This is a genomic window from Streptococcus sp. HMSC072D03, from assembly GCF_001812855.1.
GTDB classification, from domain to species: Bacteria; Bacillota; Bacilli; order Lactobacillales; family Streptococcaceae; genus Streptococcus; species Streptococcus salivarius_D.
In genome coordinates, this window is sequence record NZ_KV810696.1 from 91,506 (window position 1) to 107,954 (window position 16,449).

The 16,449-nt window shown below is 41.3% G+C and carries 8 protein-coding genes; 6 read left to right on the forward strand and 2 right to left on the reverse strand.

Annotated features, from left to right (window positions below):
• Window positions 1-48: 48 nt before the first annotated feature.
• From HMPREF2877_RS09580 to HMPREF2877_RS09590, 3 genes are all read left to right on the forward strand, one after another.
• On the forward strand, window positions 49-609 hold the full coding sequence (locus HMPREF2877_RS09580) for a GNAT family N-acetyltransferase (protein ID WP_049529304.1): 561 nt from the start codon (window positions 49-51) through the stop codon (window positions 607-609).
• A gap of 105 nt (window positions 610-714) precedes the next feature.
• Window positions 715-2,244, forward strand: a complete 1,530-nt coding sequence (locus HMPREF2877_RS09585; protein WP_049529305.1) for a DUF1310 family protein — start codon at window positions 715-717, stop codon at window positions 2,242-2,244.
• On the forward strand, window positions 2,225-2,821 hold the full coding sequence (locus HMPREF2877_RS09590; protein ID WP_049529306.1) for a hypothetical protein: 597 nt from the start codon (window positions 2,225-2,227) through the stop codon (window positions 2,819-2,821). Before HMPREF2877_RS09585 ends, HMPREF2877_RS09590 begins: the two co-directional genes overlap by 20 nt.
• Before the next feature lie 62 nt (window positions 2,822-2,883).
• Here HMPREF2877_RS09590 and gshAB read toward each other — a convergent pair whose 3' ends face one another.
• Entirely contained in the window at window positions 2,884-5,148 is a 2,265-nt protein-coding gene (gene gshAB / locus HMPREF2877_RS09595) for a bifunctional glutamate--cysteine ligase GshA/glutathione synthetase GshB (RefSeq protein WP_045768806.1), read from the reverse strand.
• A 788-nt stretch (window positions 5,149-5,936) separates the two neighbouring features.
• Between gshAB and HMPREF2877_RS09600 the strand changes: the two genes are divergently transcribed.
• Together HMPREF2877_RS09600 and HMPREF2877_RS09605 are read left to right on the forward strand one after the other, a co-directional pair.
• Complete coding sequence (locus HMPREF2877_RS09600) at window positions 5,937-7,682, forward strand: ABC transporter ATP-binding protein (RefSeq protein WP_049554222.1); 1,746 nt, start codon at window positions 5,937-5,939, stop codon at window positions 7,680-7,682.
• A complete protein-coding gene (locus HMPREF2877_RS09605; RefSeq protein WP_049554223.1) occupies window positions 7,672-9,540 on the forward strand; it encodes an ABC transporter ATP-binding protein in 1,869 nt (622 codons plus the stop codon). Before HMPREF2877_RS09600 ends, HMPREF2877_RS09605 begins: the two co-directional genes overlap by 11 nt.
• Before the next feature lie 94 nt (window positions 9,541-9,634).
• Here the strand turns inward: HMPREF2877_RS09605 and HMPREF2877_RS09610 are convergent, their stop codons facing one another.
• Window positions 9,635-11,158 carry an ATP-binding cassette domain-containing protein gene (locus HMPREF2877_RS09610; protein ID WP_049529310.1) on the reverse strand — a complete coding sequence of 508 codons (1,524 nt, stop codon included), beginning with the start codon at window positions 11,156-11,158 and terminating at the stop codon, window positions 9,635-9,637.
• 1,190 nt (window positions 11,159-12,348) lie between these two features.
• On the opposite strand from HMPREF2877_RS09610, the gene HMPREF2877_RS11310 reads away from it, so the two are divergent.
• Window positions 12,349-16,449, forward strand: a 4,101-nt coding sequence (locus tag HMPREF2877_RS11310) for a Spy0128 family protein (protein WP_256262940.1), incomplete at its 3' end; no start/stop codon positions are given.

The following is a 16,449-nucleotide window of genomic DNA, read 5'->3' on the forward strand; positions in this document are numbered from 1 at the left end:
TGTTATAATGACCTATAGGTATAAGCATCAGAAAAAGGGGGAAAATTTATGTCTTTACGCAGCCAATTAATTACCAAAGAGTTTCCAGAATTAGATAGGGTAGAGCGCTTAAATAACGAGGCCTTTCCAGAAGAAGAACGTATTCCATTAAGTGAGTTTTTACAATTGGATGGTCATGATGATTATCATTTCTTTGCCTTTTATGACGAGGATGATTTTGTTGGATTTGCCTCAGTTCTCTACAATGCCAAAGTTTTTTATGTGAGCTTCTTCGCCATCGTACCTCAAATGAGGAGTCATGGCTACGGAAGTGAGATTATTGATAAACTGGTGGACTTTTATGGACCATCACGTTCTATGGTCTTGGAAGTAGAGCGCTTGGATGAACCTAATGACAATCCTGAGCAACGTGCGGCGCGTTGGGATTTCTATAAGCGTAATGGTTTTAAGACTTCCAATGCCTTCTTGGAATATGAGGGCTTGAGTTTTGAAATTCTCTATCGCGGCGATCACTTTGACGAAAAAGCCTACAGAGACATATTCCACAAACTTCAGGAAAATGCTTATTTTGATTTTAGTATTAAACATCGTCGCTTGAGCGATTTATAAACTATCCATTCAAACAGGTCTTAGTCGGCCTGTTTTTCATTTGTTTTTAACGTTTGCCAATCGTTTTCAGAATATTTTGCCCTCCTATGCTATAATGGAAGTACTATGAAGAAAGTAATTTTACAGTATCTGGCAAGTGCCCTGGCTGTAATCCTCATACTTGGTCTTGTGGTTTTCAATCGACAGCGAAATGACTCTTTGGTAAAGAAGGTCAAAGACCCTGAGATTTCCTATATCTATCAGGATTCTTTGGAAAATATAGATAGACTGGCACTTAGTCAGGCTGGGGTTATCCAATCTTATCAACTCGATGCTTTGTCTGTTAGGAAGGAAGATGGGAAGATTCACCTCGTTCTCCATATCAATCATTCCTATGATATGCAGGTAAATCTTGTCCTAAAGGCAGATATCTACGGTGATTTATCTGTGGTTGAAGCGACGCCATCAAAGGCTTTAAAGCTGGCCTTGGAGGACGCGTCTTATCAAAAGCGATTGACCTTGATTTCACAAAAGGCAGATGCTATTATGGCTCGTGACCACTGGGATCAGGCCATTAAGCCAGCCTATGTGGCTCAGGTGAGAAGTAAGATGAAAAAGACTTCCTTGACCCAGTTAGATAAGGTTTTACAGGACATTGACCAAGAAAGTAAGGAAGTGGGCTCAGATACCTATACGTCCTTTTTCCAAGCTTCTCAACTCCCTAATCATGACAAGCTCAATTTGGTTATGGAGCACATGCAGGTTTATGTGGACAAGTACCAGTTCCTCCAGTTAGGGAAGTCAGGTTATAAATTTTCTAAGAAGCTAGAGCCAACCAGTCCTTTTTATAGTTACTTCCGTGAGGCTATTATGGAGACCTATCAGACGGATTTAGGGCTTGGGGTGGATGACTTAGGTATCAAGCTCCACCTTTTTAGGTCTTGGATTGATAAGCAGTCTATGGATTATATTAGGAGCAACTACAAGGGTAAGACAGACTTGGATAAGCTACTGGCCTACAGCAAGGACAAGAACATTCATCTGGATTACACAACAGGTGCTTCCTACCATAATCGAAGCTTGGGAGACTTTACCTATCCGCAGAACATGAAAATTCAGCTACCTCAGACCAGTGTCATTGGCCCTTATGGAGTTAGCAATTCCCGTTTTATTGAGTTTATTGTCAATATGGATACGGGGAGGTTTGTTTCTGAGTGGAATGTCTACAAGAAAAGGAAAGACGGTAGCATCGACTCTAATCCTAAGCATTATAAGATTGAAGCTGGCGCTGACATTGCCGATACGGATTCTGCTAACTATGGGCTGTCTAAGGGCTTGAATGCTGACCTACCAGCCTATCTCAATAATAGCCATACCTATCTCGACGTTCGTCATCCTGCTGACAATGCGATTAGACGCAAGATGGTTAGGAAGTGGAAAAATCCCAAGAATGTCTTAAATGGTGGGCGCTATGCTGATATTGTTAAAAAAGGAGGCTTGAAAGACCTTGAAACATGGAGACAAGTTAAAGCTGAAGACCGGCTCCAGGTCTACAATGCTTACCTTGATTATATTCGCTCTCATCTTGTGCTTAATGGGTTTGACAGCTTTTACCAAGAAACCTACAAGCCCCAAGGTGGAGACAAAAAAGACTGAAACCCTTGATAGTGTTCTTGTCGCTAAAAATTTCTATCGTGTAAGGGATGCCTATGCCATCAAGCTCTACGGGCAGGATGAGGGGATGTCCTTTGATGTGTCTGGCCAAAGACTTTTTGGATCAAACATTGCTATTAAGGATGGCCTATTATTTGGCTCAAGTCTTGGAGATTTGACCATTGAGGCTTATTTTCAAGGAGAGGTGTCCTACCTTTTAGAGGCGACCCAGAAGCTCCCAGTGGACAAAAATCGCATAAAAGCTAATCACTATAGTCAGGACATTGTTCTGAATAAGGTTTGGACTAGTTTGGAAGGCCAAGAAACCTCCAACAGTATCATAACTCAGTTTCAGGATAAGACTCTACTCAAGTTGCGGATTAGCTACAACAAAGAGTTTCTTCCCACAAAGATTCAAGGTTTCTACAATAGCCAAACCTTGAATGGCTGGCGGGACCTCTTTTACATAGATTATCCTTATAGTGATCAGGAAGCCTTCAATCAGGCTCAAGATGCCTATATACAACACATCCAGTACATGGAAACTCATCCTGAGGAAGAAGCAGGAGAGTTTGGTTAATAAAGCAAAATCACCTTTATCTCGAGATAAAGGTGATTTGTTTTGCGCCTAAGATTTAAGTTTTAGTTTTGATTTGTGGCAACTTCTGGAAAAAGCTTGTCTAAGATTTTTGAAGTGATAGCCTGTCCAGGTCCTTCAGCACAGTAGGTGTGCATATACATAGAAGGGTTAAAGTTGAGCTCGATGCAGGTGCAATGAGGGTTTTCTTTGCTAGCAGGTTGGGTTTCATCTGGAATAATGAGGTCAACCCCACAAGCCCAGGCCCCCATGCTAGTTGCCATAGCTGCAGCTAGTTCTTGGTAAGAGGAATCCATGGTCTCAGTGACATCAATAGAGTCACCACCCGTAGAAATGTTAGAGTTACGACGTAGATTGACCTTTTTCCCTTCTGGGAGAATATCATCAGGTGTATAACCCTGTTGTGTTAACATCAGTTGTTCGATGTCTCCTAGCGCAATGATTTCAAGTGGTGAGCGGTGATCACGTCCTCGCAATGGATTGGCATTTTTCTGAGCGACCAATTCACGAATGGTGTGTTTGCCATCACCGACAACATTGGCAGCGACACGAAGGAGGACAGCCTCACAGCGCCCATCCAGAATGAAGAAACGGTATTCGGTTCCTGGGATAAATTCTTCAACAAGAACAGCTGTATCTTCTGCAAAGGCAATCTCGAGGGCTTTCTTATAGTTATCAAGGCTGGCAGGCTCTTGGAAAATGGAAATGCCCAGACCAAAGTTGGTTGATTTTGGTTTAACCACAATTTGCTTGTCCTTGATAAGAGGATAGTAGGCTAGACCTTGTTCTAGACTGGTAAATTCGTCGCCAGCAGGGACAGGGAAGCCAGCATCAGCCAGGATTTTTTTGGTCACGGTTTTATTAGCCATGGCAAGAGGTACTACATAGTTGTCTTTTGAGGTCATGTTACCATTTTTGACGTACTCAACATGATCTTTATGCCAGAGTTTAAGGAACTGATCCTGCTCATCTAGGATTTCAAAATGAATCCCTTTTTGGATGGCATCAAAGAGTAGCATCTGAGTAGAAAGTTCCATCTCCTCATAACCCTTAAGAGCATAGTGGGCAGTCCAGTCGTAATCATGATAGGCAAGAGCCTTGTCAAGAGCAAAGTCAGCAAGGGACTTGTCTTTGATATGAGGTAAGAGTTGGGCTGCTAGTGTCTGGCTAGGATCAGCAAAGGCATCTTTAACTTGCTTGACCAAATCTTGATGATAGTCACCTAGGCCAAAATGTTGCACCAGTTGGTCCAGAGCCGTCGTAATGTTTTGAGTTTCAGTTTCAGATGGTAGAGGCTCTAAAGGATGAGAGAGGGCGATTTTTTCATTCAGCACGTGACCTTGAGCAAGAGACTGATCGACATTTTCAGAGGCATCCATCCAGAGGAAGGCTAGAAGGAGTAGGTGTACGGTATCCATGGTAGTTTGGCTAATACCGATACGCTCAAAGGGGTTGAGGTCGAAGTTACGGAATTCCAGATAGGTGATTCCCTTGTCAAGGAAGGAACGATTAACCTTTTGTCCACGGAAACGAACAGCTGAGTAGAATTCCTTCTCTGCAATCAAATCTCCTTGTTCGATATAGTTTTCGATGGCAGAGACATAATCTTCTAGGCTTGCAAAAGATACTTGGATTTCTTCCTTATTGACATAACCATGGTCACTGTTACGGAAGGAACGCACGGGTTCTGGCACTTCTTGGTCGAAGAAGCCTTGCTCAGCAACAGGTGCAGCACCAAAGAGATAGGTAATCACCCAACGGTAGCGCAAATAGTTCTGAGCCAGCTTAAGATAGAGGGCGTTCTTGAAAGCAATCATATCAGTCTGGTTACTTTCTTTGAATAGGGCCTCAACCAAATCTTTCCCTAGTTCCATATTATAGTGGATACCTGAGATAGCTTGTAGTTTGGTTCCGTATTTTTCAGCCAAGTAGTTGCGATAATGGCGTTCGAATTCATTTTCCAGTTGAGCAACTTGGATTTCTTGGGCCTTGATACGAGGTGGCATGGACAAGGGCCAGAGAAGTTCATCTTTACTGATGGAACGTCCAGCTACATCGGTAATGGCTCCAAGAAAACGTCGGGCCTCAGTGGTAGATTTAGCAACTGGTGTGATGAGCTCCATTTGAAACTCACAAAAATCTGTTTGAATATAAGGGTGGAAACTTCGAGCTCCTAGGCAGGAAGGGTGAGGCGTATGTGCTAATTTTCCCTGTCTATCGACACGAAGACTTTCGCGTTCAATTCCAAAGTTAGCTTGAAGGATAGGGCTGGTAGGCTCCAGCTTTTGAAGCAGTTGATTTATAGTCATAGAGTCACCTTTTCATCTAATGTTAGTGTTAGTCTATTATAAATAGGAACAGAAAACAAATTTCTGCTACGTTTGGCTATAATTTACGAACATTTATGATAAGTTTGTGAAAAATGAGCAGGTTTTAGAACGATATTTTTATCAAACATCGTAAAATGCTTACAAATGTTAGTGAAATGACATTGTACTTGCAATTTTACTCAATTTAACCTATACTAATGACATATATATGAGAACGAAAAAATCCCTAGGGTCTGCCCTCAGGGGCTTTTGTATGCTCTCAAAAGGGTATGACCGTTCTTTTATAGATAAATGATAAGCATAAGACTGTTAGTTTTAAGCTTTGCTCTGCCTAGAGTAGACGATATTTTTCGCCGTGGTCGAGACCATTCTGAACCTATTTGCACTTATTTGAAGCTGCTCACAATTCGACAGTTCGCTCTGCTCAGGAACGATGCTTTCACCGTGATAGATTACAAAATTGGTGTATATCTATCAATGCATGAAACACGCTCTGCATAGAACAGGCGATATTTTTCGCCGTGGCAATAGTTATCTAAATTTGCTCAGTCTTGCTGCAAACAGAGTAAGATACTAACAGTTCGCTCTGCTCAGGCGCGATGCTTTCGCCGTGATGATATTCCTATAACTGCAGAGCGGTTATAGGAAGCGGAGTTATCGAGACTTTGGCTCGATAACTAGTCATGGAACGACTGCGTCGGTCGCTGACGTCCGCCATCACTTAAGAAAGCATCAAAAAAGAAAAAGAATAAAAAACGGAGGTAATTATGTTTCAAACCCTGATCGCCCAGATAAAGGAATACAAGAAACCCTCAATCCTAGCGTCCCTCTTCATGACGCTAGAAGTCATGTTTGAGATTTCCATTCCCTTTGTCATGGCCAATCTTTTGGACAAAGGTGTCCAGCAATCTAACATGTCTAACATTTGGCTCTATGGTGGCCTCATGTTGGTCTGTGCCTTCCTGTCGCTTTTCTGTGGGACGCAGTCGGCACGCTATGCGGCCTTTGCTTCTGCTGGATTTGCCAAGAATCTACGTCAAGCCATTTTCAAAAAGGTTCAAACCTTCTCTTTTGAAAATATCGATAAGTTCTCAGCTGGTGGTTTGGTAACACGTATGATGACTGATGTTACCAACGTGCAGAACTCTTACCAGATGATTATCCGCATCTGTGTGCGCGCACCACTTAATCTGATCTTTGCCATTGCAGCAAGTTTCCTGATTAATGGCGAAATGGCTTGGATTTTCGTTGGTGTGACACTCTTCCTTGGTCTGGTTTTGGCTATTATTACCAAAATCGTTTACCCTCTCTTTACTCAAGTGTTTGAGGCTTATGACAACCTCAACAACAGTATCAAGGAAAATATCACCAACATGCGTGTGGTGAAATCCTATGTTAAAGAGAAAGAAGAGACGGACAAATTCAAGAAGGCCTCACGTCGTATTTACAAGATGTTCATGCGTGCCATTCGTGTGGTTGTCATGTCTAACCCAGCCATGATGTTGTCTATGTATGCATCATTCCTCATGATTTCTTGGTTTGGAGCTCATCTTATCGTTATCGGCAAGCTATCTACAGGTGAATTGACTTCCATGTTCAGTTACACCATGACTATCCTAATCTCACTCATGATGTTCATGATGATCTTTGTCATGTTGTCTATCTCTATGGCCTCTGTAGAGCGTATCAATGAAGTGCTTAATACTGAATCAACCATTGTTTCACCTGAAAATGGCTTGACAGAAGTCGCAGATGGTTCTATCAGTTTTGATCATGTGGATTTCTCATACACAGATGAAAATGGTGATAAGACCCATGTTCTCAAAGATATTACGCTTGATATTAAGTCTGGTGAGGTTATCGGTATTCTTGGTGGAACAGGTTCTGGTAAATCAAGTTTGGTTCAGCTCATTCCTCGTCTTTATGATGTGGAAGCTGGTCATGTCAAGGTTGCCGGTCACGATGTTAAGGACTATGATTTGGATAGCTTACGTAAGCAAGTTGCCATGGTGCTTCAAACCAACGTCCTTTTCTCAGGAACCATTAAGGAAAATATGCGTTGGGGAAATAAACAGGCGACAGATGAGGAAATCATTGAAGCTTGTAAGATTGCTCAAGCAGATGAATTTATCCAAGAGTTTAAAGATGGCTATGACACCAAGATTGAACGTGGTGGTGCCAATGTCTCAGGCGGACAACGTCAACGTCTCTGTATTGCACGTGCCCTCCTCATGAATCCAAAAATCTTGATTCTGGATGATTCAACATCAGCGGTTGATACCAAGACCGATAGTTTGATTCGTCAAGGTTTGGCATCAAGTCTTAAGGACACGACTAAGATTATCATTGGTCAACGTATTTCATCCATCCAAGATGCAGACCGCATCATTGTTATGGATGATGGCCGAATCGATGCTATTGGTACTCACGATGAATTGGTGGCTAACAATGCCATTTATCGTGACGTCTACAAGATGCAAACACAAGGGAAAGGAGTAGCAGATGCAGAATAAGAAAAAAGCTAATTGGGGCTCTCTAGCACGTCTTCTACGCTTTTTGTGGCAAGACTACAAACTTTCACTTTCTATCGCCTTTGTCCTTATTGTGGTTGCTTCCTTGGCAACGGTCAATTTGACGGCCTCTATTCAGTCCTTGGTTGACGTATACGTTCAACCCATGCTCAAATCTGGTAGCCATGACTTTGGTCCGCTTTTGCATTTCTTGACTTCAGTGGGGGTCTTCTGTCTTATTGGTGTGATTGCCAACTATGTGTCATCACTCCTCATGGCGACGATTTCGCAAGATTCTCTACGTTCCCTTCGTAATCAGCTCTTTGCTCGTATGCAAAAGCTTCCTGTTCGCTACTTTGACACTCACCAACACGGTGACATCATGTCTATTTACACCAACGACATCGATGCCCTCCGTCAGGCTGTTGAGCAGTCTATTCCACAGTTGCTACAAACGGCCATTACCTTGATTGGGGTAACTGTAACCATGCTTACGGTTAGTCCTCTTCTCTTTATCGTGGTCCTAGTCATGGTAGGTATCATGTTTATGGTCATCAAAAATGTATCAGCTAAATCAGGCCGTTACTTTGGTGAACAACAAAAGAATCTTGGGATTGAAAATGGCTTCATTGAAGAAATGATGTCAGGTCAAAAAGTGGTCAAGGCCTTTGTTCACGAAGAAGAAAGCATGGCTGATTTTGACAAGATTAACGAGCAACTCTTTGAATCTTCTTACTTGGCCAACCGCTATGCCAATGTTCTCATGCCAATTCTTGGGAACTTAGGAAATGTTTCCTTTGTTTTGACCGCCTTGGTTGGTGGACTCTTTGCCCTTAATGGTGTTGGTGGTTTGACTATCGGTGGTCTCATGGCCTTCCTACAATTGAACCGTTCCTTCAACGGACCTATTACTCAGGTCTCTCAACAACTGAACTTTGTTCTTATGGCACTTGCAGGTGCTGACCGTATCTTTGACCTCTTGGATGAGCCAGAAGAAGTTGACCAAGGTAAGGTCACTTTGGTCAACTACGAATTGGTAGATGGTCAAATGGTTGTGACAGACAAGAAAACCAATCTCTGGGCTTGGAAACACCCACGTCCAAATGGCGACTACGAATTGGTCGAGTTGGTCGGAAATGTGGTCTTCCAAGACGTTGATTTCTCTTACGATGGTAAGAAACAAATCCTTCATGACGTTAATCTCTATGCAGACAAGGGGCAAAAGGTTGCCTTTGTCGGTGCGACAGGTGCTGGTAAGACGACGATTACCAACTTGATTAACCGTTTCTACGATATCCAATCTGGTGTGATTACTTATGATGGTATTGATGTCAAGCTGATTGAGAAAGATTCTCTTCGTCGCTCGCTTGGTATCGTGCTTCAAGATACCCATCTCTTCACAGGGACTATCGCTGAAAATATTGCCTATGGCCGTTCCGATGCGACACGCGAGGAAATTCTTGAAGCTGCCCGTATTGCTAACGTGGATTCCTTTGTGCAACACCTGGATAATGGGTATGACACTGTTCTGACAGATGACGGTGCAGGCTTGTCTAACGGGCAACGTCAGCTTATCGCCATTGCGCGTGCTGCCCTTGCCAATGCACCGGTTCTTATCCTTGACGAGGCGACATCCTCTATTGACTCTCGTACCGAAAAAATGGTGCAAGAGGGGATGGACCGTCTTATGGAAGGACGTACGGTTTTCGTTATTGCCCACCGTCTTTCAACCATCGTCAACTCTGACGTTATCATGGTTATGGACCACGGACGAATCATTGAACGTGGTGACCACGACAGCCTTATGGAACAAGGTGGTACCTACTACCGACTCTATACTGGTGGTCTTGAAATTGATTAACATTAAAAGAACTCAGGTTTTGCCTGAGTTCTTTTGCATATGAAGAAAATGATTCTTTTGAGACTTTTCTTGTTAAAACGATAGATTCGATATCTTAAATCTCAACTTCTTCTAAACCATGTGCGTCTAGTCGGTAGATCTTTTGGCAGACTTGTCTGAGGTAGTTGACATCATGTGATACTGTCAGAATTGCCCCTGGATAGTTCTCGAAGAGCTGTCGAACTTGGGGTTGTGAGGTGGGTGAAAAATTTCTGGTTGGTTCATCTAAGATAAGGAGCTGAGGGCTTTCTAAGACCAGGTGCAGTAGGAGAAGTTTTCCTTTCTGTCCTCCAGATAAATCAGAGATTGCATGGTTCATTTCATCATGACTAAAGTTGAGGTAAGCGAGATGGGAGCTTATAACTTCTCGTTCAGACTTGTCGCCAGTCTTACTCAAAAACGCTATTGGAGACAAATCCAGTGGCAAGATAGTGTCATAACGTTGAGGCATGTAGCCAATAGTCAGGTCTGTCTTCTGACTAAGTTTTTGGTAGAGATAGTGTAAGAGAGTGGATTTACCGCAGCCGTTATCACCAACAATACCAATTTTTTCCTGGCCTTTCAAAGAAAGTTTGAGATGGTCAATGGTTAGGTGGGGAGCTATGTTTATCTGCTTTTCATCCAGATTTAAGAGATATTTCCCCTGAGGTAGAGGGTCAATATGAGAAAAGAAAAGTTCAATACTGTCTTCTTTATCAGGCATCTGTGTCATGTCTTGGGCAAGGCGGTCGTAGCGTTTTTCTTGTGAGAGGACTGCTTTCATCTTTTTAGCAAGCAATCGTCCTTGCGTGCTGTCATGTGTATTGCGTAGGGTGGTTTGGACATTTTGTTTGATACGACGATGCTTGGCCATGGCTTTGTCATAGGCTTTTTTCTCGGTTTTGGCTTGCTGCATCTGTTGTTGATAGGAATCAGTGCGATGTTGGCTATAGTTATCATAATCGAGGTGCTCCACACTGGTCCTTGCCTGTCGACGACGTTTAAGGAGTTCCAGATGGATAATGGTATCTGCTGTCTGGCTTAGTAGGTCCTCGTCATGTGAGATGTAGACAATCGTTTTATCAGAGTGCTTGATAAAGTTTTTTAACCAAGTTATAGTAGTCAAGTCCATATCGTTTGAGGGCTCATCAAGAAAAATGATGTCGTGGGGACGAGCTAATTCTCGGATGAGTTGAATTTTGAGTTTCTCACCACCTGACAGAGAGGAGATAAGCTGACTGCTAGCAAAACGATCACTATCAAAATGAAGTTCATCAGCCAGACGATAGAGGGTAGCATAGTCTAGGTCATAAGTATCCGCAAAGAAGTAGTCGTTAAGGGTTAGGGATTGTAAGTCATCCGAAATCTGCTGGGGAATATAGACCTGTGGGCTATCTGGTTTATTAATAGTTCCCTCGTAAGAAAGATGGTCAAAATGTGCTTTAGGATTGACAAGAAGGGTAAGGAGACTTGACTTTCCATTGCCTTCTTCCCCAATAATGGCGACTTTTTCACCAGTAGCTATCGTTAGATTTAAGTCATGAACGAGTTCACGCAAATCTTTGGTATGGGTAATAGTTAGATGTTGAATCTGTATCATAGGACCTCCTAGGTCTGAGTGCTTGTTGATAGTGTTTCATGGAAAATATGGTTCTTACTTCAAACAATATCAAAGGTCAAAAAACAGTCCTACCTTATAAGATAGAACCGTCTTGAATCTAGCTAAAAAGCCCTCTAGGAGATAGTGATGGTGTGGATGCAAAAAAACGCAGATACCACCAATAAATTTTCTACAGAAAAAGAGCGCAAAAAAGACATGAAAACAATCTATCAAATAAAGCAGGTTTATTGTGAATAGACTTAGTAGTTCATGTCTCCATTTACCTCCGAATGTTACTTGTCTCGATTGTACGCTGTCAGAGAGCTTTTGTCAAATGAAAATCAAAAATCCAGCCCTCTTAGACCGCCGATGCACCTTATCAATAGTCCCCACCTATGCTATGAGAGAAATAGGACAGTTCTACCTTATTATAGAAAATAAGTTTATATAAAGTTATAAAGAAGCTGAAGTCAATTTTACTCTTGAAATTAGCTGAAAAAGCAGATATTGAAGATTATTCAAACCAGTAAGGTCTAAGTCTTTCTATACTTAATGATTAAGGCTACTTACAAACGTTATTTGCTACAAAAAAATATCTCAGTTTTAAAATCCAAACATTGAATAAATGGACATTCTAGCTGACTCGAACAATTTGCAGCATGGCCAATCTTTTTAGTGTCTAATATTTGTGATGTACTTTTTGCTGTCTGATAGACTTCTTGGACTTCAATTAGCAAATGAGTCAAGATATGATTGTAGTGTTTGAAAAACAAAAAAATAAATTTACTTACTTTTTAACATGCAGATATGATAGGCTAATTTTTTGCTTCAACAAGAAGAAATATTAAAGCATAAATGAGAATATCAGCCATTTAAACTAGTTTTATTTTCTCAGGAGTTTAGAATGATAACATGTTCAAGTCGATTAGGTTAAAAATGAAAGTGAATTTTATATTTTCATAGAAACTGGGAAATACGCCATAATAAAGAGTTTTGACATATTTTAGATAGAATTCAGGAAGTAAAAACAATAAAATTGTCAGACAACTAATGTTTTTTTAAAAAAGTGAGATTAAAACCTTGACTGTAAATTGTCAGAATGTTAGAATATGGAGTGAATCATGACTATGAGAAAACTGACTTATAATCATGTGACCTATAACTAACTATCTTTTAGAGGGAGATTTTTAATGAAAGACTTTTTTAATAGACGCCAACGCTTTTCATTGCGTAAATATTCGTTTGGTGTCGCTTCAGTCTTGCTAGGAACAGCACTTTTTGCTGCTCATAGTGCACAGGCAGATGAAGTAGGGACTCCAACTGTATCGGCGGGTAATCCGGGCACATCAGTAGCAGGAGAAAGTTCAAGTAGTTTAGTCAATACTACGACAACAGCACCCCAACCAAATCCAGCAGCTAGCGTGACTTCCCCATCCGCTTCTGCAACATCTACGTCAACAGTTGCTTTGGTATCACCAGCTTCTGAAGTAGCAAGTGCTTCAACAACAGAAACAACGTCTATAGCTACAGCACCAGCGACAACAGCAACGGCTGCAGCTACTGCTAGCTCAACTCCAACAGCTGCGGGTACTACATCTGTAGGTTCAGCAACTTCTTCTTCAACAGGTGCAACTAGCACATCAGCTGTAACTCCAACAGCGGTACAACCTACAGTGGCACAGCCGGTTGCTCCAACAACACAACCGACGGCTACAACACAACCTGTATCAGCGCCTACAGCTACTCAGCCAGTCGCTTCAACACAGCCTACATCGGCATCAGTGGCACAACCTGCAACGACAACTTTGACAACGTCAACACCAAGTCCAACGTCTGCTGCGAATACAGCAGCCTTGACAACAATGTTGACGGCGAACCCAATGTCCGCTGCAGGAACTGCAACAGAAGTACGTAGTCGTAGCAGTCGTAGACGTCGTTCGCTTGATAATCCAGAATCAACAAGTCATACAACTGGTGCAGCAACAGCGACACCAACTATGAGTGATCCTAACGGAGCAACGATTACTAACCGTCCTCTTGTTGTACCTACGCCAAAAGATCCAAATGATCATATTACAGCTGGTATTAACTACCAATTGAATCCAAATACTTCTCAGTATACTTATCTCGTTACTGATTTGATGGGATTCAATAAAGCATACAACACGAAGTACTATTATCGTATGTCTAAACCATACGACAACTCTACAAATGTAACCATTGAGTTGGTAGATGGTGCTACAAACACTGTTAAAGAAACAAAACAAATCAATGGTGCTGGTACTGTTAACTTAGGTCAAGCTACACTTGCTCCTATTTCTGGGGCTAAGCAGGCCTATATTGAGTTCCGTTTTGAAAATATTGTGGATGCAGATAAGACAAACCGTCCAGCTCTACGTGCAACTTGGAAATACAATGGTAGTGCTACTGATTTTGATGGCCAACGTTCGGCTATTCAAATCTATGATGTAGTTAATCCTGCTAACGAAGGTACTACAATCACGGATCCACAATACTACATTCCACGTCTAACTCATAAAACAACGTATTATAAAGTTGTTGATAAAAATGCATCAACTTATGATATGAATCGTCTTGTCGGTAAATTTGTTCAAGATACAAATGGGAACTATATTAAAAACTCATCTACTGCGGGTGATTATAAACTTGTAAATAAAGATGGTACACCAGATGTTGGTACACAGTCATATAGAGAAACTGGAAACGAAGAAAGTCTTGGTAGCTTTACTCTAACTGCTATGGAGGGACAGGATTTCCATGCCTCAGCCCTTCGTGCTTTTGAAGGTTACAGTCTTTATCAAACAGCGGATCCTCGCTCACTTGTAGATGTGCTTAAAAAGCCTTATCAAGTAGGTCAACGTTGGTTTGACGTCGCCAATGCAGAGGGTGCTGTTAAACGTATTAAGGAAGTTGTCAAAGAGGATGGTACCGTCCGTATCGAAATGTGGGCCATTAAGTCTGATAGCTTAAACAAGATTGCTAAAGACGTAAATACTGATGGATATGTAAAAGTTTACGAGACAGTCATTCGTCCGGGAAGCAATAACAAAATTGACCATCCAGAAGATCTTGGTAAGAACCCTACCATTGATGATGCTGGTTGGAATAGAGATAATAATACGCCAAGCTATCCAGGTCTTAAACCTGAGTATAGAGATAAGCTTGTTAAGGGGCAACCTTTTGCTATTTTCTCAGATAAACAAAACACTAACTATAAGGGTGACTTAGAGTTTGCTAGAGGTTCAGGCGCAGACTTTATTTATAAACGTCCAGATGGCACTTTCTATCGAATGTCCTGGGCTGGGAATGTAGCACAAAATAATGTTGAAGTTAAAGAAAATCCTGTAAGTGCTACTGAGGCTGCTCAATATAGTCCACGTTATTCTTCTGCAGGTGAGTTTTATGTAAACCGTGGTAGCTCGGATACGTCCTATACGATTAATGGTGTTCCAGTTGCTTCAGGTAACATTTTCCGTTTGGAAAACAAATTGTCACCTAGCTATGAAACGGTTTACTATTATGTAAAAAACGAACCTATTGATATTGAACTTAAGCTAAAGAAAGTCCTAAAGAGTCTTAATACGACAGTACAACCTGAATTGAAAAAGGGAGCCTTCTCCTTTAATATAACAAATGTTGCGGCAGATCCTGCTAATCCACTCGAAAAAGATGGACCGGCTATTAATGCGACAGTAACAAACAAGGAAGATGGTTCTATTCCCTTCACTCAAAAAATAACACAAGCTGATGGTGCTGAAAAAGAAGTATCTCTTATCCAATTAGACAAAGTTGGTATCTATAAATATCGTATTACAGAAGTAGCTGGTTCTGATACTGAAGTTGACTATGATGAAATGAGCGTTACTGCAACCGTTACAGTTACAGAAAAGAAAGACGCTTCTGGCAACTACTTGGGTGAGTATGAATATACTGTTACGTACACTTCAGAAAAGGGTCAAGATGACAAAGGAAAAGAAACAGGCACTAATGTTTCAGCAACAAATCCAAAAGAAAAAACCGGTACTGATACTGAATTCAACAACTTTGTCGTAGCTCCGGTAAACGTTGAATTTGATTTCACAAAGAAATTATCTGGTCGTAATCTAAAAGCAAATGAGTTTACTTTTAATCTTTTGAATGAAGCAGGTACAGTAGTTGGGACTGCAAAAAATGATGCGAACGGTAATATTAAATTCACGGGCATTAAATACAAGGTTAGTGATCTTGGAACAAATTCTGCAGGAAAGCGAAATGACAGCAAGACCTTTAACTACACTGTAAAAGAGGTTGTGCCAACAACAGCCGAAGCTGGTATGTCTTATGACCAAATGGAAGCGAAAGTAGCTGTTACAGTTACTAAGACAGGTCATACTTTGACAACTGCTACAACTTACTCATCAGTTAATGGTATTGATGCTAATGGTAACCCAACGACGGGTGTAGATAAAGAATTTAACAATACCTTCACACCGAACCCAGTAAAAGTAAACCTTGAGTTCGATAAGTCTCTTTCAAATGGTACGCTTAATGCTGGTGATTTCAGCTTTAAATTAACTGGTGACGGTAATGTTAATGAAACGGTAACAAATAAAGCTAATGGTAAGATTAACTTTAGTACGTTGTCATTCGATAAAGCTGGTGTCTATAACTACACTGTAAAAGAAGTAGCTGGAACAAACACAGATGTTGATTATGATGCGATGACAATCAATGTTAAGGTTACCGTAACAAAAGATGCCAATACGGGTCTATTGTCAGCAAGTACGGTGATGACTTCATCAGGTGGTGAAGCAACGGATGCCAATGATAGAGTCTTCAACAACTTTGTCGTTCCTGCAATTCCAATCAGAGTAGATTTCAAAAAAGCCTTGGTGGGTCGTTCCCTTAAAGCTAATGAATTTACATTTGAAATGAAGGATTCAGCTGGGACAGTCGTTGCTACTGGTACCAATGATGCGAATGGTGTGGTAACCTTTAATCAACTTCCAAAAGTGAAAAATGCTCAAGTTGGTCAAACAATTAAGTATTATGTCAGTGAAAAAGTTCCTTCAAACAAGGAATTTGGTGTCACATATGATAGTATGGTTGCTGAGGTTTCTGTGACTGTTTCTAAGAATGCAGACCACACTTTGAAAGCAACGGTAACTTATCCAGGAGGAGACACAGAGTTTAACAACACCGTCACTCCTCCAACAACGCCTGACTTCCAACCAGAAAAATTCATTGTTAACAAAAAGGAATACGACATCACTGGTAACAAGTTGATGGAT